Here is a 24571-nt window from a genome sequence, read left to right on the forward strand (position 1 = left end):
CTGCATATGTTTACTCCTGTCCAGCCAGACCGTCCTGAGCCAGAGTGCAGGTACTGGCTGCCAGCGTGGCTGCTACTATTCTTTGTCCTTGGTTTATTTGCATATCCGTCAGTTAAAGCAACTGAAGTAGAAAAACAGGAAAAGCTGGTTTTGCTGATACGCGAGCTTCGTAATGAAGCGGGTGAGATGGTGCCGATACGTGATGAAATCCGCCAGTTATTGAATTACTTTGAACATCAGTTGCACATCAAATTTGAAATCCGTCGCTATCCGTGGACGCGGCTGTTAATCAATGCGAAGGCTGGTGAGGGCATTATTTTTGGCTTGTCGAAAAACCGCGAGCGCCTGCAGACTTACCAGTTTTCTGAAGCCATCTATGCCAATTACGTCTGGCTGGTCACCCGCAGCGATGCCACTTTCAGCTATAACAGCATGCTGGACCTGAAAGGCAAGACCATCGGTATCGTACGTGGCACCAGCTATGGTGATGAATTCGATAGCCAGCGCAATGTCTTGTTCCAGGTAGAAGAAGATACAAGCTCGCACGGCGCACGCCTGAAAAAACTCGTCAATAAGAGAATGGATGTGATGATATTTGGCGACCGCCGTGCCCAGGCAGATGAGATTGAACAATTATTGCTGCGCATCTTGCGCAAAGAATCCAGCACGGCAGATAAAACTTTGGAACAAGGCTTCAAGGTCTTGCCCAAGCCCATGCTGGTCGATGAATTGCATTTTGCTGCGGTAGGTAGCCAGTATCAGGTATGGATACGAAAACTGAATGCAGCGATCCTGGCTGGAAAAAAATCTGGTGAAATCAGTCGCATACTGATCAGCGACAAGTAAGCCTCGCGCTACCTACTTACGCTGCCATATGACGCGCCTGCCTTTGCGGTAAAGACTTTGCAGCCTCCCTGCTGGCTTCTTTCCTGGTTTGTCTTGGAGGTGCCGATGGATCACTCTTATTACCCTGCTTATGCATGGCTTGCCCGGCATAGTCGCTTGACATGGCAAGTTGTATCGCTTCTGCTGCCGTGCCCTGTACTTCCAGCAGCCATTTGTTGACCAGTGCTGCCAGCTTGTCGAGGGCGATGCGGTGGGTTGCATCGGTATTGGCAAACATCCAGTCCGACAAGGCCATGAAATTCTCGAAAGCGGCATCTGCCAGTATCAAGGGCAGGCTATGGGAAAAACGGCCTGAATTGGCAATCATGTCCCAGTAGCGGGCAAACCGTATCAGTCTTTGCATATCAGCAAAGGCGATGTCCTTGTTGGCCAGGATGGTGTAAGGCGGTTGCGGATCAAAGGCCAGTTGATAGGCTTCGGTGTGACGAATAATCGGCGTACCACGCAGGCGTTTCAAGATACCAAACTGGATTTCATGTGGGCCAAGTGCCACCAGTTTGTTAAAACCCTGGGCGAAACTCTCCATGGTTTCACCAGGCAAGCCAGCAATCAGATCCACATGCAGATGGGCATGCGAGTGTTCACATAACCAGCGTATATTCTCCGCGGCTTTGTCATTGTTTTGCTTGCGGCTGATCAGGGCCTGTACCTCGGTATTAAAACTTTGTATGCCTATCTCGAATTGCAGACTACCTTCCGGAAATTTTTGTATGCCTTCTTTCAAGGCATCCGGCAAATGATCAGGCACCACTTCAAAATGCGCGTAGACAGGATCATGCGGCGCTGCTTCCAGTTTATCGAGGAAGAATTGCATGATCTTCAAACTGGTTTTGATATTCAGGTTGAAGGTACGGTCGACAAACTTGAACAGGCGCGCACCACGCTGATACAGGCCCTCCATCTCTTGCAGGAACTGGTCTATATCAAATGGCCAGGCGGTCTTGTCGAGTGCTGACAAACAAAATTCACACTTGAAAGGACAGCCGCGCGAAGCCTCCACATACAGGGTGCGGTGACGGATATCCTGGTCGCTATACAAGTGGTAAGGCAATTGTATTTCGGCCATAGGTGGTTGCAGGCCCGCGTGCACTTTCATCAGTGGTTGCGGACCTTGCAGGATTTGTTGGCACAGCGCAGGGAAACTGACATCACCCCAGCCAGTAACCACGTAGTCGGCCAGGCGTATGATTTCCTGATCGCCAGTTTCGTGTGAGACCTCGGGGCCGCCGAGTATCACCACGACATCTGGTGCCACCCGTTTCAGGACGGCGACGATTTGCGTGGTTTCTATGACATTCCAGATGTAGACACCAAAGCCGACGATGAATTTTTCGCCGGGCGTGCGCAAAGCCAGGATTTTTTCGACGATGTCGGTACTGCGCGCACCGATGACAAATTCCTGAATCTGCGTCACTGGCTGCAATTCGCCCATGTTTGCTAGTAAATAGCGCAGTCCCAGAGAAGCATGGGAATAGCGGGCATTCAGGGTGGTGAGCAGGATGGTCATGGTACGGATGGCAAGAGCGGCTAAAACCACTATTGTACGCCTCTAGTGCAGGCAGCCTGCCATGAATCCGGTACGCCTCAGCGCGACGCCGGGTGGTCGCGCTTGTGCTGGTAGTGAAACTTACTCATCTGGCATGGATATGCCTGAAACTACAATTGCTTTTCGATTACTATGCGATAACTATGTAATAACTACTTCGACGACAACGACTGCTACAACGTATTACTGGTAAAAACTATTGCTTGACTATGCTTAGTCAGTCAAAGCAGCAGTCAGCATAACGATCGTTGCCAGAATTTGAGCAAAAACGATAATGGTGATCATGTTTATTTCCTTGGTTGATTAAAAACAAGTTCATGATACGGGAAGGAAACTTGCTAATCCAATTACATGTTTAGATGTCTGTTATATGATTTGTGAATGTCACTGTTAAGTCATATTTCTATTTAACATGAATGTAATATACCCCCGGCCAGGAATTTCATCGATAAATATCCTGCGCCACACTCTATTTCTACCGCGTTTTCTGGCAGTCACCTTGCCCACTCATCCACCTCTGTTTGTTCTTTTCCCCGCCGGGTTCCTGGCAATTTTCTTCATCAAACTATCTCTCCCAAAAATCGTTGGAGAGGTGTTTTTGACACTTCAATCTCAGTTTCCTGCGTTTCGTCGCATAGCCATCGCGGATTGACAGCGCAAGCTCTAAAGTACACACATCAACCAACCACAAAGAGGAAAACGAAATGAAAAACACATTCAACAACACATTCAAAACTGGCCTGATTTTGTCTACAGCATTGCTGACTGGCGCACTGGCAATCACTGCTGCATTTACCCAAGGAAAGGCTGAAGCAAGCATGAATATCGCCAGCGTAACTATCTCTGCAAAACGCATGACTGCAGAACAAAAACTCGCATACGACACAGCTGACAACCTGGCACAGAACGTCACGCACACTGTACTGATCAGTGCAAAAAGACTGACTGCACAAGAGAAAATGGCGATCGATATGGAAGACCAGATTGTGCGTCAACAACTGGCAGAAAAAACGGCATCACTCAAACACATACAAGGCTGATGAGCATGTGTTTTGTGCGCGATAGCAATCGCCAAAGCCACAAGGGATGCCAGCAAGTACAAACGGCTTTTTTCTTCACGACCGCCCGTTTTTAAAACAAAGATTTTCGACAAACAGACGGAAGTTTTTGTTTTGAAAATGGGCGAAGGGCATCAGAGGCTGTTGCAAAGTTAAACTGGCTAGGCGTCGTCGGCGCAGACAGTGCTTTAGCACGGCAAGGCGGCGCAACAACGCCGGGTTAATTTTGCAACAGCCTCTAAGGTTCATCCTGCGAATGCAGCGCTATTAAACAGCGCTGCATTTCTGCGTCCGCAGACAGACACAATTCATCATCATTGGCATCAATGACACCTGCATTCACCAGCAATCGGATTTTGCTGATGTCACTCGCCTGCTTTAATACCAGGGCCAGATCCTGTAATTCTCCTTCATGACTAACCTGGGCTTTCAGGGCTTGCATGACGGCATCGGGGAAATCCCATTCTTTGGCAATGCGGTAAGACAGGATATGCGCCATGTGCAAAAAACGCAGGCGAAATTCAGTTGCCAGCGGCATGACTGGGGCCAACATGATTTGATCAAGACTGCGAAAGGCGATAATCAAGCCTATGTTTTGCAAGAGGCCTGCCAGATAAGCATGGAAGCCATCCAGCCCGCGTCCTTGCGCCAGCAAACGGCAGGCTTGCGCGCATTTTTCTGACTGCTCCCAGATAAGGGGGGCAACCACGCTGGTGATACGGCCTGACTGTAGTTGTATCAGTGGCCGGAAAGCAGTACGTGCCACCAGCAGGCGGAGGCCATTAATACCCAGCAGGCGTATGGCATTATCGAGATTGCTGATCTTGTCAGCCGGGTTGTAGTAAGAACTATTGACTTCACTGATGATCTCGGCCACCAGAGTCACATCCCTGGCGATATGACTGGCCAGCTCATCGCCTGAGACATTTTCATTACGCAGGCTTTTCAGCAATTGAGGCAGCACGCTGGGCACCCGCGGGATATGGCGGGTATCGCTGAAGTCTGCCCGCACCAGGCGGTCCAGGGCGATCAGCAAGGGTTTTTCTGCGCCGTGTTGTATCTGCTTGCCATGTATGCCCAGCAACCAGGGATAAAAACGGGAATCGACATCAAAGTCAGCGTGCCAGGCTCCCTCTTCAGCAACGATGTCTTCAGGCTCGCTGAAAACCGTCACTGCCTGCAAGGCGTCAGTTGACTGGTCTTTGCGGAAGCGCCTTAGCAAGTTGCGGAAATAGCTTATCACCTTGCCTCCGGCTGGCAGCGGCAGAGCGACGGCAGGCAGGGCAGCAACATAGGAGGCACTCCATACGGTTGATGCCTGCTATATTCGCACAAACCAGGGCTGCTTTGCACACCTGACTTGACTGCGCTTGCTTGTTTATGGGCTCAGGTAACAAATGTTGCATAAATTAACTGGAATAGAGCCCTTCAGTTTTCTTAAAATAAGCACTATGCCTGCTTTTCTTTTCTTCCTGCCACCGGAGTGCAAGATGCCTGAGTCATTCTCTATTTCTGTTATTACGCGCCCTGTCTTGCCAGCACTGGCACTGTGCCTGGGCCTGGCCCTGGTATCGCCAGTTGCCCCCGCCAGCGCTGGCGTGTTGCGCGACAAGATCATGGAAAAGCGCCAGGAAAGAATAGAGCAGCGAGCAGGGCAGGTGCAGGAAAAGAATGAAATGAGTGACCCGGAAACAACAGATCTAGCTCCACTGGGGCTACCTGCTGGCACCAAAGTCTTGCGTGATCTTGCCTATGGCAACGACAAACGCCAGACCATGGATATCTACCTGCCCGCCAATGCAACTAGCCAGAAAGCCATGCCAGTGATCTTCATGGTACATGGAGGTGCCTGGAGGACAGGCAGCAAGACCGCCCGTGGCGTGGTTGAAAACAAGGCGGCGCACTGGCTGCCCAGGGGTTATATCTTCATCTCCATCAATTACCGCATGCTGCCAGACATCAAACCACTGGAGCAGGCAGATGATGTTGCCCATGCCCTGGCAACGGCACAAACCAGGGCGGCTGAATGGGGCGGTTCGCGCAACCGCTTCATACTCATGGGGCATTCTGCTGGCGCTCATCTGGTGTCCCTGCTGGCCAGCTCACCTGCCATCGCCGCCAAAGCTGGTGCCTCAGCCTGGCTGGCGACTATCGCGCTCGACAGCGCAGCTTACGATATCACAAAGATCATGGAACAGAAACATTACCGCTTTTATGACGAAGCCTTTGGCACTGATCCAGCGTATTGGCAAGCGACTTCACCCAGCTTGCAATTGAAACAGCTAACCTCGCCTTTCATGGCCGTCTGCTCCAGCATACGACCAGACAAACCCTGCGCCCAGGCCGAGGTTTTCGTCAATAAAGCCAAATCCCTGGGCATGCAGGCAGTCTTGCTGCCGCAAAGCCTGAGCCATGCCGAGATCAATAAAAACTTGGGCCTGGATAATGCTTACACTGCAGCAGTGGACAATTTCTTAAAGCAGTTCGACCTCGTGCTGCACGCAGGGCATGATTAATCGTGGTGCAGTTTACTGAAGCAGTTCAAATTGGGACTGTGGCAGTGTTGCTGACCTGGCACATCCGCATGTAGTTGCACAAGATGATGTCTTCAATCATTCACCTATTTCTAGCGCCATCATCTGCGCCCGTGCCAGCAATCTCAAACGGATGAGCGACCGGACAATGTCATGCCGGAATTGGCTGAAGACCGAGTTGATAATTTTTGGCAGAAGGCTTTTTTCAAGGCTCAAGTGCTGCTATTTTAGGGCTATGCTGAACAAGTATCCGAATAACGACATTACCTTTGATAAGTCATTGATTCACAAAGAGGTAAAATTTACGAGCAGGACTTAATCAGCGTAGCCTTAGGTAAATATTGAGTATGAATTTCTACGCTCTGGATTGTGCAAATATTTCTTCCCAAGCAGATTTCTGGACTTTATATTTAGAGACCGTGAAACCTGAAGGTGCCCAGTATTTTGGCTGCAATCTGGATGCCTTGTGGGATGCATTCAGTGCCGGTGGCCCCGGCTGGCCAGGAGCATGCCAGATAGATTTGATGAATGTAAGTAGCCTGCAGGCAATCAATGATGGGAAGTTTTATCTCAATTTGCAATCATTAGCACGAGAACTGGAACAGCTAACACCATCAGCTGAAGTATTTTTGAAATTCCCCGTTAAATGAGAACTGCATATATTTGATGCAAAAACCAAAAACTAAGAAGGAGAGAAATGGCTTACGACCTCATGGTTGGGAAAGACAGTAGAGATAAACACGCATGGGATGTCGTGGGTGCAATAGAGTTTAATGAACTCCCGTCGATATCCAAATTACTCAAGAGAAATGATATATTCTTTTTGCATCATATTTCCAATGTCTTTGAAGATCAGACATTTTCACTGGAAGAGATAGAACAAGCCTTGATAGACTTGTTGCCACTCATGGCATCCAGATTGCTGTCAGATGAAAGAGAAATGTTGCAAAAATTAATTTCCATTTTGAGCTATGCAAAATGGAAACAATTTGTACTTTACTGTGCTGCTGATTGATAAACCTATTTTGGCTCATAATGCAAACCACCTTTTAAACCCTCCTCAGGATACAAACCTGTATACAAACTACGTAGCAGGCTACCCTCTTCATCATCCTGCCCCAGATGCCAGAACATGGCACCAGCCAGCTTATACTTTTTCAGGTAAGCGATTTTGTAGGCAAAGGAAATTTCATTGTCATAGCTGATGAAAATTTTCTTTTCTGCGTTATATATCCATGGCACCTTGGTTTCGTTACTGAAATAGGACTGATAGCCAAGATTGGCGGCCAGCAATTTCTTGATTTCGCCAAAGCTGGGCATGCGCGGGTCTTTGCGGGCGGTACAGGTATCGCAACCTGCCAGCAAGCTGGGGTCACCTGCGTACACATCGCCCGCAGGGGTGACAAATGGCTGATACAGGCCACGATTTTCTCCAGCTTCTACCTGGAAGTATGCACGGCCATAGAACGGCAAACCGAGCACCAGTTTACTGGCAGGCACACCGGCGTACAGGTATTGCTGCACGGTGGCATCCACAGTTAGTGGCAAGGGTGAGGGAAAGCGTTGTTCCAGTGCTTTCTTGCTTAATGCCGGTTTGATAGGCAGGGCGCGCAGGGGATTATCGAACATGTGTTCACGCGCATCGCCAAACAAGTGGGCATTGTGGTTGGTCAATTTTTCCCATGGGCCGGTCAGGTCATAACTCATGAGGTTGATGTAATCGACCTGGGCGGCGATTTGTGGCAAATGCAGGTAAGTGCGTGCCATATTGAAAGCGCCACCAGCTGCAGCTATCGTCAGTTGCGGGGCCAGCTTGTTACCTGGCCTGGTCGCTCTCAATTGGCTCAGTTGCGTGCGCATTTCCTTGAGCAGATCAACAAAGTTCTGGGCATCTTCTGCGCGGGGATATTCCCAGTCGAGATCAATGCCATCAAAGCCATATTCACGCACCATGCCTACGCAGGACTGCGTCAGTTTCTTTCTATTTTCTGCTGTCGCAGCAGCAGTACGGTAACGGCCTACGGTAGGGCTTTCATCATTGCTATAGCCCCAGCCACCGATGGAAAACTGCAAGCGTAGATCGGGATTATGTTTTTTCAGTCCCAGCAATTCCTGGAAAATTTTTGCTGCTGCAGGCAGCTTCGTGCCTTCTTCCAGTATGCATTTCCCATCTTCGCCGATGGTCAGGAAAGAAAAATTAAGATGCGTCAGCATGCGCGCTTTTTCTGCCGTGATGGCAGACACCGGGAAGGCGACTTTGCCCTCGTCATAATGATTGATTTCTTCTTTGTCGAGCGCATAATAAGCCATCACCACAGGCTTGTTTTGCACTTTTACTGCGGGCTTGCTGGTTTCTTTGGCCTGGCTGCCAGCAGTGGAAGATAAGACCAGCAGGCCGAACAGGCAAGACAGGAAGGGGCGAGGGGAAAAGTGTATGTTTTTCATATGCATAGCATGCAAGTGTGAGCAAGTTGGGTCAACAGGTTTTTATTTTTTGCGAAAGCAGGGCATACCACTTGCATGCCTGGCTTGTACCTTGAGAATACCAGTCCACTAGCATACCAGACTGGTATGGCATACTGTGTGCCTGATTAAATGAAAGCGATGCCATGACGACAGAAGAAAGACTGATAGACCTGGAAATACGCCTGACCCGCCAGGATGATCTGGTCGATACCCTCAATACCCAGGTGTACAGGCAACAAAAGAAAATTGATGAGCTGGAGGCGCTGTGTGCGGCGATGGCAGCGCGTCTGCGGGAAGTGGCGGTAGCGGCTAGTCAGAGGACTGCGGTGGTGGATGAGAGGCCACCGCACTATTGAACCTTATCAAATCTGCTTATTGAAAAAATCAGGCGCGTATTCGCTATGCATCGTAGGGGCGGCTAAAGCCGCTCTTACGAGTTAGCCCACAATGCCGTTTCTCACTCCGCCTGATAAACCCACTTTCCCCCCTTGATCTGCACCATGACACGTGCCCTTTGATCCAGACCCAGGTGATCAGATTTACTCATGTTGACAACACCGTTGGTGGTGGCCAGTCCTTGCGTTGCTTCCAGGGCATCACGCAAGGCGGTGCGGAATTCCAGTGTGCCAGGATTAGCTTTTTTCAAGGCGATCGGAATGGCTTGTTGCAGTAGCAAACCAGCGTCCCAGGCATAGGAGGCGAATGCGGCCAGGCTGCCTGTACCGTAAGCGGTTTCAAACTTGTTGGAAAAATCCAGAGCAGCTTTTTTGACGGGGTTATTGTCAGCCAGTTGTTTGGCGACCATGACCGGGCCAGTGGGCAGGTAGGTGCCGTCGCAGTCTTTGCCGCAGACGCGCAGGAAATCACTGTTGGCGACGCCGTGGTTGTGATAGATGCGGCCTTTGTAGCCGCGCTCTGCCAGGGTTTTAGGTGGCAGGGCGGCGGGTGTACCAGAGGCGCCGACGACGATGGCTTCTGGGTTGCCGGACATGAGTTTCAAGACCTGACCAACCACGCTATTGTCACTGCGGCTGAAACGTTCGGTCGCCACGACCTTGATCTTTTTCAGCTCGGCATATTTCGTCACTTCTACCAGGAAGGCTTCACCCAGTGCGTCCGAGAAACCGATGAAGCCCATGGTCTTGATGCCCTTTTTGCTCATGTCTTCGGCGATTGCGATTGCCATCATGGTGTCGGTCTGCGGTGTCTTGAACATCCAGGCTTTATTGGCATCCATGGGTTCTATGATGCGGTTGCTGGACGCCAGGCTGATGGTCGGGGTCTTGCCTTCACCAATGACGCCGAGCATGGCGAGGGAGTTGGGCGTAGTGGTCGAGCCTATGATGGCATCGACTTTTTCTTCCGAGATCAGCTTGCGGGTATTGGTCACGGTTTGCGTGGTGTCTGAAGCATCGTCGAGGACGATGTAGTCGACTTTTTTGCCTGCAATTTCCTTGGGCAACATGGCAATCGCATTTTTCTCTGGTATGCCCAGCGAGGCCGCCGGGCCTGTCGATGAGATGGTGACGCCTATTTTGATCTGTGCCTGCGCATTAATACTGAGGCTGGCACATAGCATGATCGCTGCTGCCAGCAGGCTTTTCTTGATGTGGGTATTTGTCTTCATAGTGTCTCCGTATTTTTGTTGTGCGTAGTTTTATAGTTTGCAGGGTACAGATAAAAAACCGCGGAAGCGTGCGCGTCCACCTCTGACGGGTGCTGCGCTTAACTGGTAATCGGGGAAGCGTGCCAGCAGGCGAGAAATTGCCACCCTGCCTTCCAGTCGCGCCAGGAACATGCCCGCGCACTGGTGTATGCCAGATGCAAACGCCAGATGGCGGTTGGGGCTGCGGCTGATGTCCAGTTGGTCGGGATCAGGAAATTGCAAGGGATCGCGATTGGCCGCACCTATGCACAGGCTGATGCGGCTGCCAGCAGCAATATCGACATCACCGAGTTGCGTATCCACTGTCGTCATGCGGTTGCCCAACTGGTTGGAACTTTCAAAGCGCAAAAATTCTTCTATGGCGGTGTTGATCATTTCTGGCTGGGCGATCAGGCGAGCCTTTTGCTCCGGCCATTCCTGCAAGGCGACCAGGCCATTGCCTATCAGGTTGGTGGTGGTTTCATGCCCGGCATTAAGCAGGAAGACACAGTTTTGCAAGAGCTCGGTTTCAGTCAGTTTTTCACCATTTGCTTCGCCTTCTATCAGACGAGTTAGCATGTCGGCCCTTGGGTCACCGGGATGACTGCGGCGTTGTGCCACTAGTTGCTTAAGGTATTCCAGAAATTCTGCGACACACTGGTTGGCATAGGCAAAAAATTCAGGCGTGATGGCTGGCTCCAGCGCTCCGAGTATGGCGAGTGACCATGCCCGCAAAGGCTCGCGTTGATCATGTGGTACAGCCAGCAAATTGCCTATGATTTCTACCGGTATGGCGGAGGCGAAGTCTGTGATGAGATCAACTTCACCCTTGCTTTCCATCTGGTCCAGCAAGCCATCGACCAGCTTGATAAGGCCGGGTTCGGTATTGGCCATAGCTGCGGGTGTCAGGCCCCCCATGATGAGACGGCGCACTCTTGTGTGCAGCGGTGGGTCGTTGAAGACGAGGCTATTTGTGTGATGTTCATACAGCAGCGAATCGCCATAGCGCGGCTTGAATTCCAGCTTTTTATCCGAACTGAAAGTCTTGGCGTCTTTGTACACATGCATCAGGTCGGCATAACGTGTCAGCAAGTAAGAGCCATCCGGCATCTTGCGCACGGGGGTCTGTTCGCGCAGCGCGTGGTAGTAGGGATAGGGGTTCTGGTAAAAATCGGTGGGCAGGTGGCGCAGGTCAAAATCATCCGTTATAAGCGGAGGCAATGTGACAGAGTTTCGATACTCAGAAGTCATAAAAAACCCGGCAAAGGACAGAGTTTGCACTGTGTCCGATTTGCCGGGTACTGTCAATCAGGCTGACGACAATTCAGATCATGGCAGTGGCACATAATTCAGCGGCATCCAGGCATAGCCTTTGCCTTCCTTGCGTATATAACCCAGGCCAGGGAAGGACAGGTGGGCAGAACCTACCTGATAGTAATGCTGCGCTGCATCAGCATAGGCTTTTTGCCTTTGTGCATAAGCTGCCTTGCTGTCGCTGTCGAATTGTATGGTGACTGCAGGGTTTTCAAATTGCACTGCAGCGACATGCATGAGGTCACCCCACAAGACCAGGGTCTGACCTTTGCTCTCTACCTTGTAGATGCTGTGACCAGGGGTATGGCCATGGGAAGCGACTGCCTTGATGCCGGGTACCAGTTCTGTATCACCTTCGAAGGACTTCAACTTGCCAGCCTGCACATAGGGTTTCAGGATGGCAATGGCTTTTTCAAAACTGCCTTTGGCATCGGCGGGGGCCTTGTCCAGATTGGCCTGGCTTAACCAGTAATCAGTGTCATGCTGGTCTACGCGTACGATAGCATTCGGGAAAGCTGCTTTGTCGCCATCTACCAGGCCGCCGATATGGTCTGTGTGCATATGGGTGATGTAGATTTCATCGATTTGCTCAGGCAGATAACCGGAGGCTTTCAGGCTGGCCTGCAACTTACCCAGGGTAGGTCCAAAGAACACACCGGCACCGCTGTCTATCAATACCAGCTTGTTGCCCGTGTTGATGAGATAGGCATTCACCGAGGTCACAACAGGGGACTGTAAATGGTATTTGCTGAGTGCCTTGCCGACTTTTTCTGGCGTGGTATTGGTCAGCAGTTTATCAACAGGCAGGGGTACTACGCCATCAGACAAGACCGTGATTTCAAAATCACCCAGCATGCTGCGGTAAAAACCGGGGGCGCTGGTTTTTACCATGGGCGCGGCGGCATGGGCGCTGATGGCAGGTATGCCAAACACAGCGACGCCAGCAAGAATGGAAGAACTGAACAGGCCGGAGCGGAGCAAACTTTTCAATTGCATGGTTTTTCCTTTGAAGGTGGCAGTGACGCAGCAGGCTGGTAACTAGAATCTGGCAGCTTGCTGTGATGGAAACGAAAATTGAAAATGCGACAGCTATTATGCCGAATTTCTGCCAAGCTCGTTGAGGCGGGAAAATGAAGGCTAGCTGATCAGGGATGCAGTCAGGGCATCGACCTCTTCCGCCGATTCAGACAGGATGGAAAGCAGGGTGCCTTCGCCAACAGCAAAATCTATTTCCGATGCTGACTGACGTATGTTCTCTGGCGAGCGCGGGTCCAGAGGCGATGGTACTGCTGCCAGTTCATTCGCCAGCACCAAAGTATCGCCCAGGGTTTCTGGTGGCATGACGCGCATACCATACCACAGGGCTTCTACCGCTGATACCACGCGCTTTGGCACCAGCAATTTGTTCAAGACGGCACGGCCGATGAAAGTTTCATCGGTTTCCGCCAGGGCGTCTGGAGATGTCTGGCTGGATTCAATTTCCAGCAAGGCCGGGAATTCCTGTGCCCGCGACAGCAGATAAAAACCACCGACTTCATGGACTATGCCAGCGAACAGTGCGGTTTCAGCATCCACCTTGCTGACCTTGCGGGCAATCAGGTGGGCCAGTGCAGCCACGTAGGCGGAATGACGCCACAAGGCTTCCATCTTGGCGCGTATGGCGGGGTCAGAGACCGCAGCACTTAGCTGGCGCATAACGACAGCAGCCGTGACGGAGCGCAGGGTATTGAAGCCCAGTATGGTGATGGCCGTGCGGATATTGGTGACGCCGCCGCCGAAGCGGTTGTAGGCAACAGAATTGGCAATGGCAACCACGCGGGCTGACATCAGGGGTTCAGTCATGACCAGTTTTGCGGCTGTCTCGATGCCGCAATCGGGGTCGTCGAGTGCCTGTTGTATCTTCAGCGAGGCATTCACATTGGTAGGGAATACCAAGTCCCCCTTGCTGGCTTGTGCAACGATACTCTTTAATGCTTCCGACTTGTTCATAATGTGATAATTGGAGCAGACCTGAAGCAGGGGATCTGCCCCACAGGCCCGCTAATTCTTATTGAAACCTAGCGCCCTCACCAGTTTACCAGCAGTCGCCATGATGAAAGAGGTTTCTTCTTCAGTATAGTCGTTCCTGGAGACGTTGACATTAGTCGCCTGGCTTACCGCTTGCACGCGGCGTACATGATTGCCTGCAGCATCCAGTTTAAAAGCCGATACTGCTCTTGCCAGGTTGTTGGCCTGTTCTTCCATGCTTTCTGCCGCTGCGGCTGCCTGTTCTACCAGGGCAGCATTTTGTTGTGTCATCTCATCCATCTGGTTGATGGCGCGGTTGACTTCTTCTATGCCTGAGCTTTGCTCCTGGCCAGCAGCAGTGATCTCGGACATGATTTCTGCCACGTGTTTTACCGAGCTGACGATTTCATTCATGGTTTTGCCAGCTGCATCGACAAGCTTGCCACCGGCATCGACTTTTTCTACAGAATCACCGATCAGGGTTTTTATCTCTTTGGCAGCACTGGCGCTACGTTGTGCCAGATTGCGCACTTCAGAAGCCACGACAGCAAAGCCGCGCCCCTGTTCACCGGCACGGGCAGCTTCCACCGCCGCATTCAGAGCCAGGATATTGGTCTGGAAGGCAATACCATCGATGACGCTGATGATATCGACAATCTTGCGTGAGCTTTCCTTGATGGAGTCCATGGTATGGACAACTTTACCCACTTCTTCGCCACCCTTGATGGCGAAATTGGAAGCCGAGGTGACCAGGCCATTTGCCTGTCTGGCATTGTCAGCATTGTGTCTGACGGTGGCAGTGATTTCTTCCATGGAGCTGGCTGTTTCTTCGAGTGCGCCAGCCTGGTTTTCAGTGCGTGAAGACAGGTCAGAATTTCCGGTCGAGATTTCTACTGCAGCTATCGCAATTGCATCCGTGCCTTGCCTGACTTCGCTGACGATGTTGTGCAGGTTGTCGCTCATTTCCTTGAGGGCATTCAGCAATTCACTGATTTCATCGGTGCCATCAGACGCTTCCCGGAAACTCAGTTCACCAGCGGCGACTCGCTTGGCGATAACAACCGCATCTCGCAAGGGCGTGGTGATGCTGCGTGTCAGGAAGATGGAAAATCCCGCACCAAACAACAAGATCACTGCACCTATGGCGAACAGGGTGGTCGTCAATTGTTTGCCCTTGCTCTCGGCAATGTCAGCCAATTCAGACGCTGCCTTGTTTTGGATATCCACCAGTTTATTGATTTCAAGCAAGGCTTTTTGTTGTATGGGGTCGACCTGCGTAGCGATGAGTTTGACAGCTTCTTCACCATTAAAGGCCAGCAGCATTTTCATGGCTTCCTTGATAGGCACATCAACTTGCTTGTCAAACTCCGAGACGCTGTCGACTATCTTCTTTTCTTCTTCGCTAAGTCCGAGTGCGATAAGTTTTTCGCGTGCTTCGGCAAATCGGGCTTGCTGTTTTTTGGATATGACTTTTTGCTTGTCAATTTCACCGATATCGCTTTGCAGACCTATATTGCGTATGGCAATGCCGCCTTCCAGCATGCTGCTTTTCATGGTGGCAGCGAGTTCACTTTTGCTGTGTGAAAGTTCCAGCCCGGCAACCATATCCTTGCGATTGCTGGCGCTGAAGATGCTGTCAATGACCAGTATGAGTACCAGAGTAGCGAGTATCACACCAAAGCCCACAGCGAGTCGGGTTCCTATGCGCAAGTGACGCAAATTCATAGTGAATCTCCCAGAAAGAAAACTGTTACTACGAGGTCGTGCTTACATAAAATCTTGATCTGGCTGGCTTGCTGCCTGGAAATCTGGCCGCTTTATCACATGCAAGCTATATGCCAGCATGTTGTCATGGACAAGCATCGAACTATCACACAGAAATTTGCTGGCGATATCCAGGCAAGCATTTGCATGGTGAAAAGATTTCAGATAAGCCTCTTAGAAAAAACTTTTTCATAAAACAACATAACAGAACCCGAGGAAGAGAAAATCTGGTATCTCGGACTTCGCATGGAATAAGCTACGGTGTGCTTTTCGTATAACAACGCATTAGCAGTTAACTAAATCACTTTGTTTCCATACTATGCCAAAATTGCTTTTGCGCAAAGCACGCATGGCGCAAGTTTTTGTTAAATTCTATTGATCGAAAGCAAGAATGCTGATGTCCATCCTCCTTGGTTTGCTTGTACTTGTGCTTGCCGTCAGTCTGCTAGTGGTCTGGACTCGCTGGCGACGTGCAGCACAGGCTGACTATATACGCAGCTATATGTTTCCACCTGGACTGTTGGAAAGACTACACAAACAGCGACCCGATCTCGCTTTAAAAGATCAACAACTGGTCGCGAGAGCCTTGCGACAATTTTTTCTGGTCTATTTGAAGTCCGGTTTCAAGCATATTTCCATGCCTTCTCAAGTGGTTGATGAGTTATGGCATGAATTTATACTATATACAAAAAACTACGAGCAATTTTGCCAAAGAGCTTTTGGCCGTTACATGCACCATACCCCGGCAGCTGTATTGGGCGCTGGCCAGCGCAGTAATGAAGGCTTGCGTCGTACCTGGTGGTTTGCTTGTCTGGAAGAAAATATCAATCCACGCCGTGCGACCCGCTTGCCGCTCTTGTTTGCCCTGGATGCAAAATGGAATATCGCCGATGGCTTTCGTTATGCACCGGATTGCAGCGCCTTACGCGCCAACGGTGATGGCACGGTGTATTGCGGCGGCGATTTTTACGGCGCGGGCAGCAGTGATGCTTCTTACGATTTTGGCGATACAGCGCGCGATAGTGGTGGTGGCGGAGCTAGTAGCAATGACAGCGGTGGCGGCGACAGTTCAGGCTGCGGAGGCGGCTGTGGCGGGGGCGGTGATTAACTTAAGCCGTGCCTGGCTTGAGAGCTGAATTGCTGCTTTCCAGCCTGTCCATTAAAATTTTCTTTTCACCATCGCGGAAACTCACAAATTCCAAACCAATGCGGAAAGAGTATTGCGAGAGTATGGTGTAGACCATCCTGCTCTCGACTTCTATTTTTTGCGCTGGCATGCCTATATGCAAAGGTGGCAAGGTCATCACCAGTTTCACTTTGCCATTAAAGAAGACATTGTAGTCACAAAACATGCTGAGGCCATTTTCGGAAATATCATTGATCTTGCCGTAATAGCTGAGTTTCGTATCCTCAACCTGATGAATCAGGGCAACTTCCCATTTCACCAGATAACGGCTGTGGGAGCGCAGCAACTGCGTTTTCACCACATTGAATTTGGCTAGCGTATCGGTGACGGCCGGGTCTTGATAGGAGACTGCTGGTGGCGCTAGCTTGACATCGCCCGTATCAGCCCCGGTGGTCGCAGTTGATGGAAAATGATCAGTGACAGCGGCTTTATCGAGCACAGCAGGCGCTTCTGGCGCGACGGTATCGGCGCCATAAGAAACTTTTCTTTTTCCGGGTACTTTGTGCATGACAGCATTATATAGATAAAGCCAGACATAATTTCCACAAAGAAATTAAGATAAATTTTTGATATGTATTTTGTATGTTAATGGGGCTTATGCAAAATTGTCCGAACAAGGCTATCGCCAAGGAAACCTCCCTGGAAAGGGAGGTTCGTTGCGTTGGCGGACAACTTGTTGTCCGAAACCCCAACTATACCTATCGCCAAGGAAACCTCCCTGGCAAGGGAGGTTCGTTCCGTTGGCGGACAGTATATTGCCTGAAACCCCGACTACACCGTAGCGGCGAAAACAGTACTTTAGTACGCGCGAGGAACTGCAACACAGCTGGGGCGGTTTTGCGTAAGTCCTAATTAATACACAGTGATGCTACGGTATTAAAAAAAGCATTTCAGGCAGTGTGGACTACCCGTTTCGCTGGCCTGAATTGCTCGCGATAACTGGCTGGTGACAGGCCCGAATGTTTTTTGAACAGGCGGCGGAATGAACTGGGGTCGCTATAACCGGTGCGTTCTGCCACTTGCTCCAGCGTTAGCGTGGTGGTTTCCAGCAAGCGCTTTGCGATATCCATCTTGACTTGCTGGGCATAACTGGCCGGGGTGGTATCCAGAGTCTGGTGGAAATGACGTATCACCGTGCGTTCACTGACTGCCAGGTGCTCAGCCAACGCAGGCAGGCGAAAAGGCAGGTGATGATTTTGGCTCAGCCATTTTTGCGCCCTTTGTACCAGGATGTTTTCATGCTGATGGGTATCTTGCTGGGTCAGGCTCAGCATTTGCATATACGGCATTTGCGAAGTGCGGTTAGCATCAATCAGCAAGGTCTTGGCGACACCACTGGCAATATCCTGGCCACCAAAGCGTTCCACCAGATGGTAGGCAAGATTGAGGAAGCTGGTGGCGGCACCGCTGGTCAGAATATTCTCATACTCATCCAGCACTTCAGACAGACGCAGGCTGACTTCAGGGTAGCGGGTCTTGAATGCCCTCTCCAGCCACCAGGTAGTCGTTGCATGGCCGCCATCCAGCAAACCCGCTTCGGCCAGCAAGAAGGTGGCGCTGCAGTTCGCTGCCAGCACACAGCCCTGGGCATGTCTGGCTCGCAATATCGGGAATAGTGCACGCATGGCATGCATGCTGCTGGTCAGGCCGGTAATACCATTTTCCATATACAGGCCAGGTAATAAAATGATATCTGCCTTGCTCTCGGTCTGTATGCCGGCGTCGGCACTCAATCTGACTTTGGCGGGCGTCATGACAGCTTCACCATCGATGGAATGCAAACTCCAGGTGAACAAGGGATCGACTTCATCCACGTTCTTGAGCGACCAGATGGCATTGGCGACAGCAAACACATCCAGCGGGCCAGTGACCGCAGATGCCATGCATTGAGGGTAGAGCCAGACTTCGATATGTGCCATTTGTCGCAATCTGCATTAAAAGAGTCAATACTGACACTGTCCATTCATTCTTGCAATAACTAGAATGCAGACTAGCTTCTTACAGGAAAACATCATGACGGCGGCAGATACGCACAATCAAAGTGCAGCAGAAGAACAGGCGCAGCGCCTGAACCAGTTCGGTGCCAAATTCTTACCAGGCCATCTGGGCATCAATATCCTGAGTGTGGAAAAAGGCAAAGTCACTGCGGAATTGCCAGTCCAGCCACATTTACTGGCCCCGAATGGTTATCTGCATGCTGGCAGTGTTGTTACGCTGGCAGATACTGCCTGCGGCTACGGTTGTGTAGCCAGCTTGCCTGAAGGGGCACAAAGCTTTACCACAGTGGAGCTGAAATCCAATCATCTGGGTACTGCCCGGGAAGGCAAGATCAGCGTGCTTGCCACGGCTATACATCTGGGCCGCACAACCCAGGTCTGGGATGCTGTCGTGAGTTACGAGGGAAAGACGATAGCCCTGTTCCGTTGTACCCAAATGATATTATTCCCCAGGAAGGATGCATAATGAGTGATGTCAAGAGCGACACCAAGGGTGACGCAACGGCAGTCTTAAAGCAATGGCAGGAGCAGGAAGCCACCGTGCGCGCCCGCATGGCAGAACCTGGGGTATTGAGTCTTGAACAATTAAAAGCTGTCAGTGGTATCGATTTCTTGCGCGGTATCCTGAATGGTGATTACCCTGTCGCCCACATAGGCAAGACTTTGGACTTTATCCCGGTAGAAGGTGAACCTGGCCGCATCGTCTTCCAGGGCACGCCCGGTTTGCAGCATTACAACCCGCTAGGCAGTGTGCATGGTGGCTATTTTTGCACCCTGCTGGATTCAGCTGTCGGCTGTGCAGTGCAATCCATGCTACCTGCAGGGATTGGTTACACCACCCTGGAAATCAAGGTCAACCTGATCCGCGCCATGAGCAACAAGACGGGTCCCGTGCGCGCTGAAGGCAAGGTGATACAGGTGGGCAAGCAGGTTGGGACGGCAGAAGGCCGTATCGTTGATGCGGCAGGCAAGGTGTATGCGCATGCTACGACTACTTGCCTGATATTTCCTTTGCCCTGAGCAGTATCAAATCGACATATCGCGCAACATCCTTGATGCTTCGCGATTTGCCAGCAAGACACTGCCATCGCGCATATGCAGGCGCAATTGCGATTGTTCATCGGCCTTCATGGATTCGACAAAATCCAGGTTCACCAGCAGCGAGCGGTGTATGCGAATGAAGCGAGCCGGGTCCAGCCGGGTTTCCAGCTCAGTGATGCCCAGCCTGACCAGGTGGGTCCTGTCACCGACGATGATGGCGGTGTATTTGGCATCGGCTTTCAAATAGGCGATGTCATTCACATTGACCGGGAAGATATGGCCACGGTCACGCACCAGGATGCGTTCCAGCCGACTGGTTTCACGGCCTGCCGCCAGGTTCAGCGCGTGTTCCATAGCTTGCAAGGACGGTGGCGCATCCAGCAAGCGATCAACGGCAGCATCAAAGCGCTCACGCGAAAAAGGCTTGAGCAGGTAATCGACTGCATGCAATTCAAAGGCGGTCACGGCATACTGGTCATACGCTGTGGTAAACACAATTTCAGGTAAATGGCTGAGGCGGCGCAAGACTTCCAGGCCGGTCATCTCGGGCATCTGTATATCCATGAACACCACATCGGGTTTCAGCAAATTGATTTGCGTGAGAGCCGTGACGCCATCTGCAGCTTCACCGATGAGGCTGAGTTCTGGCCTGTCACTGACGGCATCGCGCAAGACTTCGCGGGCCAGTGGTTCATCTTCTGCGATAAAGGCGGTTTTTATTTTTGTCATGGTAACGACGAGATCAGGCTGAAGAAATAGGTATCGTGAAGCATATTTCAAAACCCTGTCCGGGTGCAGTATTGATGGTGAAATTGGCACGCCCGCCATATTCAAGGTGCAGGCGGCGCTCTACGGTTTTCATGCCTATGCCGCTGGAAGCATGCACTTCTGCCAGGTCTGCACCGGGGCCATCATCCCTGATGGTGATTTCCAGTTCGCCACGCAGCGCCTTGAGTCTGGTCTTGATGAGCAAATTGCCAGGCTGGGCGCGCGGGTTGAAGGCGTGTTTAATACTGTTTTCCACCAGTGGTTGCACGCTCAAGGCTGGTAACCCAAAACCACCTGCCATTTCATCAAGCTGCCAGTCGACGTTTAACCTGTGTCCCAGGCGCAGAGCTTCCAGGTTCAGGTAATCACGCACGAAATTCAATTCTTCTTCCAGCGCAACATGGGTCGTACCGTTTTTCTCGGTATCAAGCACATAGCGCAGCATGTCAGAAAAACGGAACAGCGCGGCCTCGGCTGCCTTGCCATCCTTGCGCATGAGGGCAATGATGGAATGCAGGGTATTGAACAGGAAATGGGGATTGAGTTTATTACGCAAACTGGCCAGTTCTGCCACCACCAGCAAACCCTGGGCCTGGGTCGCTGCCAGTGCTTGCAGGCGACGTGCTTCGCTGGACCGCACCGAGTGAAAAATACTGGCCACCACGCCATACATCATCAGGCTGTACAGGAAAGGCCAGATATAGGCGCTGAGGGGGCGGGCTGCTTCAATTTCTTTGACATGCACGATCATTTGCATGAAACCACTGACCAGGTAATGCCAGAAAAATCCAAAGCCTATGCTCATCAAAATGTGGATAAACACAATACTGACGGGCCGAAAAGACTTGCGGTCCATCCAGCCCGTCATGGGCCAGATAAGCGCCAGGGTGACTGCCGCTGGCAAGGTATTGATTTCAGAATACAGCGCCAGTTGCAAATCAAACTGGCCCTTGGACAGGCCATCAATCTGTATCGCGAAAGCGATCAGTATCGAATAGGCTATCCATGCCAGGGTATAAAAAAGCCACATACGGCGCATTGCCTGTCCTTTCCACTAGTCTGATGCAATGACTGCAGTATCCGGCAATTCTTGCCGGACAGCTACCGTGATGACACCAAATGAGGAAATAGGGGCCTTAATTGCCAGGCTAGAGCTCTGATCAATCCTTCTCACGTTCCCAGTATTCCAGCGTCGCCGCCTTGTCATAACCTTCACCGGCCAGCACCACACTGATACGGTTGCTATCGGGATAAACAATCACATCATGGGGATTACGTTCTCCTATGACCAGGTAACGACATACTGCATCGGTATGATTGAATAGGCTGTGACCAATCTTTTGCCCGGCCGGGAATACCATGTAATCCCCTGCCTTCATGACATAAGTCTGTTCGCCCATGCGCAGGGTCAGGCTGCCGTCCAGCATCATCAATTGTTCTTCTTCCAGATAATGATAATGGTTGGGGCAGGCATGCTTGCCGGGCGCCAGTTCTTCCAGGCTTACGCCTACATGCTGGCAGCCGCCATATTGGCCGAGCTGGCGATAACGTGAACCAAAACTCTGACCGTGGGAATATTCATCCCAGGGCACGTCTTCGACCGCAAACGGACGGGTTACCCCTTCGTCAGTGAGTGCGATTGCTTTTCTGCTCTCTGTCATATAGGTTTCCAATTAAAAATCAGGTGGCTCCTGCTTTGTCCGCGTCTATCTTGCCCATCTCCAGCAAGACTTCATGGGCAGAGCGGTAGGCATCAATCGCCAGCGGCATGCCGCAATACACGCTGGCATGTAATAGTACTTCTTGTATTTCTTTCATACTTGCACCGTTATTGACCGCGCCGCGCACATGACCCTTGATCTCGTGTGCGCGCCCCATGGCAGTCAGCATCGACAGAGTGATCAGGCTGCGGGTTTTCAAATCCAGACCATCGCGGCACCAGACCGTGCCCCAGGCATTGCGGGTGACAAATTCCTGCAGGGGCGCGGTGAAGGCATCGGTATTGCTGAATGCCTTTTCGACAAAGGCATCGCCCATGACTTGTTGGCGTATGTGCAGGCCATCTTTAAACTGCTGATCTGTTTGCGGATCTGTTTGCTTATGCATTGTGCTGAGACTCCATGTGGTTTTTCTGTAAAGCCATGCTAGCCATATCAGCGGAGAGGGTCAAAACTGCAATGCGAATTGTTGTTTTTAGGTAGCAATACGATTTTCAAAGGAAAATATGTTAATTTGGAAACTTGTTTGAGAGCAGACTTGTTTTAACAACATTATCCGTTACAGTTCATTACAGAAATCCCGGCATCTTTACCAAAGCCAGCGTTTACTTATTCTGCGCCGGGCTTATGATGGATGTAAAACGCAAAGTCGTTGTGCTGACACAGCGCTGGCAATCACTTATCCCGCAAGGCAAGGCCGCATCATGAAATTTCTAAACCTGAAGGCATTGGCAGTCATTATCGGCTTAGGCATCAATGTGCATGCCCTGGCGCTGGAAACCGGCAAACCCGCACCAGAATTCACCGCCCAGGCTGGCAAGGGCAATATACAACTGGCTGATTATCGCGGCAAAGTCGTTTATCTTGATTTCTGGGCGTCCTGGTGCGGGCCATGCAAGCTATCCTTCCCATGGATGAATGCCTTGCAGAGCAAATACGGCGCACAAGGTCTTCAGGTAGTAGCCATCAATCTGGATACCAAGCAGGAGGATGCTCTGGAGTTCCTGAAAACCACTCCCGGCAATTTTCATATAGCCTATGACCCTAAGGGCGTCATGCCGCGCCAGTATGAAATCAAGGGCATGCCCAGCAGCATCCTGATAGACAGGGATGGCAAGATACTGGCGCAACACGCGGGCTTTAATGACGCCAGCAAAGCTAAAATCGAACAGGCCATCGTGGCGAGTCTGGGGAATAAATGATGAAGCAATTTAAGCCATACAAACATTTGCATAGACTGGCCTTGCTGGGTCTGGTGTTGTCCTGCACTGCTTGCAGCAATATGCAGTTGGTGCAAACCGTGCAACCCTGGGAAAAAGGCAAGCTGGCTAAAAAGGAAATGACTTTTGACCATGACAAGCTGGAAAGCAAATTCGCCGAGCATACCTATTCCAGCAAGGAATCTGCCTTCGGCGGCAGCGGTGTCGGTGGCGGCGGTTGTGGATGCAATTAATGTGTAAGCGCGGAAAAAGCCCAGGAAAAAAAGCATGAAACCTGTCACGTCCAAAACCCATGATAATCTGGCCAGCACTTTGCTGGCGGCTGCGCTGGCTCTGCCCATGATGCAGGCTGCACATGCGGAAACAGCACCGGACAAGGGTGTCATCAGTCTGAAATTACTCGAGTACAAGGATAGTCAACCTGGTGAAGAGCGCGTCAAGGTACAGGCCAGCGCCCTCAAGATCATGGCACCGCTGTCGGATGAATGGTCAGTCGGTGCAACGTATGTGACTGACAGTATTTCTGGCGCTTCACCCGCCTTCCATAGCTATGGCCTGGTCAAGCTCAGGGATTTTCGCCGTGCACTGGATGCTGAAGTTACCCGCTATTTCCCGCATCACACGCTGACCCTGGGTGCCACAGCTTCCAGTGAAGCAGATTATATTTCGCGTGGCGTCTCGGTAATGGGGAACCAGTTCAGCGAAGATAAAAATACCACCTGGACTGCAGGCCTGGGGTTTGCCAATGATACTGTCAGCGCATCGACAGGCAAGGTCAGGGGTGAAAACAAACAAGTGACCGATGCCTTGCTGGGCCTGACCCAGGTCATGAGCATGAATGATATTGTGCAAGTCAACTTCAGCCTGGCCCATGCCAAAGGATATTTGTCTGACCCTTACAAGGCGTTCGACAAGCGCCCGGATGAGCGCAATAGCTATGCTCTATTGACGCGCTGGAACCATCATTTTGATTCTACAGGTGGCAGCGCACGACTCAGTTACCGCTATTTTGGCGATAGCTGGAAAATCCGGTCGCATACCTTCAATCTTGAATATACCCAGCCCTTTGGTCAGGGCTGGAGCATCACACCGATACTGCGCATCTATAGCCAGAGTGCGGCCAGTTTTTATGTCGATGCCAAGCCGGAGATGTATCCGTTTGCACCTAACCCGCCAGACGGTGCGCTGAATTCTTCCGAAGACCAGAGGGTTTCTGCCTATGGCGCTCGCACTGTGGGTATCAAAGTAGCCAAGCAAATCAATGAAGACTGGCAGGTCGATGTGAAGTATGAGCAATATCAGCAACGTGCTTCATGGCGTTTGTTTGGCAGTGGCAGTACTGGCTTATTGCCGTTTGATGCCAAGACCATACAAGTCGGGCTGTCACGTCAATTTTAGTTA

General features: G+C 51.2%; 26 protein-coding genes. 12 read left to right on the forward strand and 14 right to left on the reverse strand.

Going from position 1 to position 24571, the window contains the following annotated elements; translation table 11 throughout:
• Positions 1-6 precede the first annotated feature (6 nt).
• Positions 7-846, forward strand: coding sequence for an ABC transporter substrate-binding protein (locus Q8K39_RS12995; protein ID WP_305260747.1), 840 nt, complete (start codon positions 7-9; stop codon positions 844-846).
• Between the two features lie 16 nt (positions 847-862).
• Here Q8K39_RS12995 and Q8K39_RS13000 read toward each other — a convergent pair whose 3' ends face one another.
• Positions 863-2413 (reverse strand): B12-binding domain-containing radical SAM protein, encoded by a 1551-nt coding sequence (locus Q8K39_RS13000; protein ID WP_305260750.1) that lies wholly within the window; start codon positions 2411-2413, stop codon positions 863-865.
• Between the two features lie 743 nt (positions 2414-3156).
• On the opposite strand from Q8K39_RS13000, the gene Q8K39_RS13005 reads away from it, so the two are divergent.
• Positions 3157-3492, forward strand: coding sequence for a hypothetical protein (locus Q8K39_RS13005; RefSeq protein ID WP_305260752.1), 336 nt, complete (start codon positions 3157-3159; stop codon positions 3490-3492).
• 256 nt (positions 3493-3748) lie between these two features.
• Here Q8K39_RS13005 and Q8K39_RS13010 read toward each other — a convergent pair whose 3' ends face one another.
• Positions 3749-4753: an HDOD domain-containing protein gene (locus tag Q8K39_RS13010; protein WP_186954377.1), complete on the reverse strand. Its 1005-nt coding sequence runs from the start codon at positions 4751-4753 to the stop codon at positions 3749-3751.
• A 247-nt stretch (positions 4754-5000) separates the two neighbouring features.
• Here Q8K39_RS13010 and Q8K39_RS13015 point away from each other — a divergent pair, with 247 nt between their 5' ends.
• From Q8K39_RS13015 to Q8K39_RS13025, 3 genes are all read left to right on the forward strand, one after another.
• Positions 5001-6026 (forward strand): alpha/beta hydrolase, encoded by a 1026-nt coding sequence (locus Q8K39_RS13015; protein ID WP_305260754.1) that lies wholly within the window; start codon positions 5001-5003, stop codon positions 6024-6026.
• 365 nt (positions 6027-6391) lie between these two features.
• Entirely contained in the window at positions 6392-6694 is a 303-nt protein-coding gene (locus Q8K39_RS13020) for a barstar family protein (RefSeq protein ID WP_305260756.1), read from the forward strand.
• A 47-nt stretch (positions 6695-6741) separates the two neighbouring features.
• Entirely contained in the window at positions 6742-7059 is a 318-nt protein-coding gene (locus Q8K39_RS13025; RefSeq protein WP_305260758.1) for a hypothetical protein, read from the forward strand.
• A gap of 5 nt (positions 7060-7064) precedes the next feature.
• On the opposite strand, the gene Q8K39_RS13030 is transcribed toward Q8K39_RS13025, so the two are convergent.
• Positions 7065-8489, reverse strand: a complete 1425-nt coding sequence (locus Q8K39_RS13030; RefSeq protein ID WP_305260760.1) for a glycoside hydrolase family 18 protein — start codon at positions 8487-8489, stop codon at positions 7065-7067.
• 164 nt (positions 8490-8653) lie between these two features.
• On the opposite strand from Q8K39_RS13030, the gene Q8K39_RS13035 reads away from it, so the two are divergent.
• Positions 8654-8866: a SlyX family protein gene (locus Q8K39_RS13035; protein ID WP_162044826.1), complete on the forward strand. Its 213-nt coding sequence runs from the start codon at positions 8654-8656 to the stop codon at positions 8864-8866.
• A gap of 101 nt (positions 8867-8967) precedes the next feature.
• Here the strand turns inward: Q8K39_RS13035 and Q8K39_RS13040 are convergent, their stop codons facing one another.
• The 5 genes from Q8K39_RS13040 to Q8K39_RS13060 form a co-directional block, all read right to left on the reverse strand.
• Positions 8968-10137 carry an ABC transporter substrate-binding protein gene (locus Q8K39_RS13040; RefSeq protein ID WP_305260764.1) on the reverse strand — a complete coding sequence of 390 codons (1170 nt, stop codon included), beginning with the start codon at positions 10135-10137 and terminating at the stop codon, positions 8968-8970.
• A gap of 30 nt (positions 10138-10167) precedes the next feature.
• The gene (locus tag Q8K39_RS13045; RefSeq protein ID WP_370868597.1) at positions 10168-11376 is read right to left on the reverse strand and encodes a cytochrome P450; all 1209 of its coding nucleotides are present in this window, start codon (positions 11374-11376) and stop codon (positions 10168-10170) included.
• Positions 11377-11484: 108 nt separating this feature from the next.
• The gene (locus Q8K39_RS13050) at positions 11485-12465 is read right to left on the reverse strand and encodes an MBL fold metallo-hydrolase (RefSeq protein ID WP_370868599.1); all 981 of its coding nucleotides are present in this window, start codon (positions 12463-12465) and stop codon (positions 11485-11487) included.
• Between the two features lie 141 nt (positions 12466-12606).
• Positions 12607-13458, reverse strand: a complete 852-nt coding sequence (locus Q8K39_RS13055; RefSeq protein WP_186954383.1) for an HDOD domain-containing protein — start codon at positions 13456-13458, stop codon at positions 12607-12609.
• A 51-nt stretch (positions 13459-13509) separates the two neighbouring features.
• Complete coding sequence (locus Q8K39_RS13060) at positions 13510-15201, reverse strand: methyl-accepting chemotaxis protein (RefSeq protein WP_186954384.1); 1692 nt, start codon at positions 15199-15201, stop codon at positions 13510-13512.
• Between the two features lie 436 nt (positions 15202-15637).
• Here Q8K39_RS13060 and Q8K39_RS13065 point away from each other — a divergent pair, with 436 nt between their 5' ends.
• A complete protein-coding gene (locus Q8K39_RS13065) occupies positions 15638-16348 on the forward strand; it encodes a hypothetical protein (protein WP_305260770.1) in 711 nt (236 codons plus the stop codon).
• 1 nt (position 16349) lies between these two features.
• On the opposite strand, the gene Q8K39_RS13070 is transcribed toward Q8K39_RS13065, so the two are convergent.
• Together Q8K39_RS13070 and Q8K39_RS13075 are read right to left on the reverse strand one after the other, a co-directional pair.
• A complete protein-coding gene (locus tag Q8K39_RS13070) occupies positions 16350-16934 on the reverse strand; it encodes a PilZ domain-containing protein (RefSeq protein WP_305260771.1) in 585 nt (194 codons plus the stop codon).
• A 382-nt stretch (positions 16935-17316) separates the two neighbouring features.
• Positions 17317-18345: a GlxA family transcriptional regulator gene (locus Q8K39_RS13075; protein ID WP_305260773.1), complete on the reverse strand. Its 1029-nt coding sequence runs from the start codon at positions 18343-18345 to the stop codon at positions 17317-17319.
• A gap of 94 nt (positions 18346-18439) precedes the next feature.
• On the opposite strand from Q8K39_RS13075, the gene Q8K39_RS13080 reads away from it, so the two are divergent.
• Entirely contained in the window at positions 18440-18889 is a 450-nt protein-coding gene (locus Q8K39_RS13080; RefSeq protein ID WP_305260775.1) for a PaaI family thioesterase, read from the forward strand.
• Complete coding sequence (locus Q8K39_RS13085; RefSeq protein WP_305260777.1) at positions 18889-19443, forward strand: PaaI family thioesterase; 555 nt, start codon at positions 18889-18891, stop codon at positions 19441-19443. Before Q8K39_RS13080 ends, Q8K39_RS13085 begins: the two co-directional genes overlap by 1 nt.
• Positions 19444-19449: 6 nt before the next feature.
• Here the strand turns inward: Q8K39_RS13085 and Q8K39_RS13090 are convergent, their stop codons facing one another.
• From Q8K39_RS13090 to Q8K39_RS13105, 4 genes are all read right to left on the reverse strand, one after another.
• On the reverse strand, positions 19450-20193 hold the full coding sequence (locus tag Q8K39_RS13090; RefSeq protein WP_305260779.1) for a LytTR family DNA-binding domain-containing protein: 744 nt from the start codon (positions 20191-20193) through the stop codon (positions 19450-19452).
• 13 nt (positions 20194-20206) lie between these two features.
• Entirely contained in the window at positions 20207-21271 is a 1065-nt protein-coding gene (locus Q8K39_RS13095) for a sensor histidine kinase (protein WP_305260781.1), read from the reverse strand.
• 121 nt (positions 21272-21392) lie between these two features.
• Entirely contained in the window at positions 21393-21893 is a 501-nt protein-coding gene (locus Q8K39_RS13100) for a cupin domain-containing protein (RefSeq protein WP_186954391.1), read from the reverse strand.
• Positions 21894-21912: 19 nt separating this feature from the next.
• The gene (locus tag Q8K39_RS13105; protein WP_305260783.1) at positions 21913-22338 is read right to left on the reverse strand and encodes a carboxymuconolactone decarboxylase family protein; all 426 of its coding nucleotides are present in this window, start codon (positions 22336-22338) and stop codon (positions 21913-21915) included.
• Positions 22339-22654: 316 nt separating this feature from the next.
• On the opposite strand from Q8K39_RS13105, the gene Q8K39_RS13110 reads away from it, so the two are divergent.
• Genes Q8K39_RS13110 through Q8K39_RS13120 form a run of 3 tightly spaced genes read left to right on the forward strand, consistent with a single transcriptional unit; the run spans position 22655 to position 24568 of the window.
• Positions 22655-23152, forward strand: a complete 498-nt coding sequence (locus Q8K39_RS13110; protein WP_305260785.1) for a TlpA disulfide reductase family protein — start codon at positions 22655-22657, stop codon at positions 23150-23152.
• On the forward strand, positions 23149-23403 hold the full coding sequence (locus tag Q8K39_RS13115) for a DUF4266 domain-containing protein (protein ID WP_305260787.1): 255 nt from the start codon (positions 23149-23151) through the stop codon (positions 23401-23403). Before Q8K39_RS13110 ends, Q8K39_RS13115 begins: the two co-directional genes overlap by 4 nt.
• A gap of 34 nt (positions 23404-23437) precedes the next feature.
• Positions 23438-24568, forward strand: a complete 1131-nt coding sequence (locus Q8K39_RS13120) for a DUF3570 domain-containing protein (RefSeq protein WP_305260789.1) — start codon at positions 23438-23440, stop codon at positions 24566-24568.
• Positions 24569-24571: the final 3 nt, after the last annotated feature.

The sequence above is a fragment of the Undibacterium sp. genome (genome assembly GCF_030683615.1).
Taxonomy (GTDB): domain Bacteria; phylum Pseudomonadota; class Gammaproteobacteria; order Burkholderiales; family Burkholderiaceae_D; genus Undibacterium; species Undibacterium umbellatum.

What these genes read in the sequence shown, in the direction of transcription:
- Q8K39_RS12995 (WP_305260747.1), top strand. Translation starts at nt 7, where the DNA reads ATGTTTACTCCTGTCCAGCCAGACCGTCCTGAGCCAGAGTGCAGGTAC.
- Q8K39_RS13000 (WP_305260750.1), bottom strand. Translation starts at nt 2,413, where the DNA reads ATGACCATCCTGCTCACCACCCTGAATGCCCGCTATTCCCATGCTTCT.
- Q8K39_RS13005 (WP_305260752.1), top strand. Translation starts at nt 3,157, where the DNA reads ATGAAAAACACATTCAACAACACATTCAAAACTGGCCTGATTTTGTCT.
- Q8K39_RS13015 (WP_305260754.1), top strand. Translation starts at nt 5,001, where the DNA reads ATGCCTGAGTCATTCTCTATTTCTGTTATTACGCGCCCTGTCTTGCCA.
- Q8K39_RS13020 (WP_305260756.1), top strand. Translation starts at nt 6,392, where the DNA reads ATGAATTTCTACGCTCTGGATTGTGCAAATATTTCTTCCCAAGCAGAT.
- Q8K39_RS13025 (WP_305260758.1), top strand. Translation starts at nt 6,742, where the DNA reads ATGGCTTACGACCTCATGGTTGGGAAAGACAGTAGAGATAAACACGCA.
- Q8K39_RS13030 (WP_305260760.1), bottom strand. Translation starts at nt 8,489, where the DNA reads ATGAAAAACATACACTTTTCCCCTCGCCCCTTCCTGTCTTGCCTGTTC.
- Q8K39_RS13035 (WP_162044826.1), top strand. Translation starts at nt 8,654, where the DNA reads ATGACGACAGAAGAAAGACTGATAGACCTGGAAATACGCCTGACCCGC.
- Q8K39_RS13040 (WP_305260764.1), bottom strand. Translation starts at nt 10,137, where the DNA reads ATGAAGACAAATACCCACATCAAGAAAAGCCTGCTGGCAGCAGCGATC.
- Q8K39_RS13050 (WP_370868599.1), bottom strand. Translation starts at nt 12,465, where the DNA reads ATGCAATTGAAAAGTTTGCTCCGCTCCGGCCTGTTCAGTTCTTCCATT.
- Q8K39_RS13055 (WP_186954383.1), bottom strand. Translation starts at nt 13,458, where the DNA reads ATGAACAAGTCGGAAGCATTAAAGAGTATCGTTGCACAAGCCAGCAAG.
- Q8K39_RS13060 (WP_186954384.1), bottom strand. Translation starts at nt 15,201, where the DNA reads ATGAATTTGCGTCACTTGCGCATAGGAACCCGACTCGCTGTGGGCTTT.
- Q8K39_RS13065 (WP_305260770.1), top strand. Translation starts at nt 15,638, where the DNA reads ATGTCCATCCTCCTTGGTTTGCTTGTACTTGTGCTTGCCGTCAGTCTG.
- Q8K39_RS13070 (WP_305260771.1), bottom strand. Translation starts at nt 16,934, where the DNA reads ATGCACAAAGTACCCGGAAAAAGAAAAGTTTCTTATGGCGCCGATACC.
- Q8K39_RS13075 (WP_305260773.1), bottom strand. Translation starts at nt 18,345, where the DNA reads ATGGCACATATCGAAGTCTGGCTCTACCCTCAATGCATGGCATCTGCG.
- Q8K39_RS13080 (WP_305260775.1), top strand. Translation starts at nt 18,440, where the DNA reads ATGACGGCGGCAGATACGCACAATCAAAGTGCAGCAGAAGAACAGGCG.
- Q8K39_RS13085 (WP_305260777.1), top strand. Translation starts at nt 18,889, where the DNA reads ATGAGTGATGTCAAGAGCGACACCAAGGGTGACGCAACGGCAGTCTTA.
- Q8K39_RS13090 (WP_305260779.1), bottom strand. Translation starts at nt 20,193, where the DNA reads ATGACAAAAATAAAAACCGCCTTTATCGCAGAAGATGAACCACTGGCC.
- Q8K39_RS13095 (WP_305260781.1), bottom strand. Translation starts at nt 21,271, where the DNA reads ATGCGCCGTATGTGGCTTTTTTATACCCTGGCATGGATAGCCTATTCG.
- Q8K39_RS13100 (WP_186954391.1), bottom strand. Translation starts at nt 21,893, where the DNA reads ATGACAGAGAGCAGAAAAGCAATCGCACTCACTGACGAAGGGGTAACC.
- Q8K39_RS13105 (WP_305260783.1), bottom strand. Translation starts at nt 22,338, where the DNA reads ATGCATAAGCAAACAGATCCGCAAACAGATCAGCAGTTTAAAGATGGC.
- Q8K39_RS13110 (WP_305260785.1), top strand. Translation starts at nt 22,655, where the DNA reads ATGAAATTTCTAAACCTGAAGGCATTGGCAGTCATTATCGGCTTAGGC.
- Q8K39_RS13115 (WP_305260787.1), top strand. Translation starts at nt 23,149, where the DNA reads ATGATGAAGCAATTTAAGCCATACAAACATTTGCATAGACTGGCCTTG.
- Q8K39_RS13120 (WP_305260789.1), top strand. Translation starts at nt 23,438, where the DNA reads ATGAAACCTGTCACGTCCAAAACCCATGATAATCTGGCCAGCACTTTG.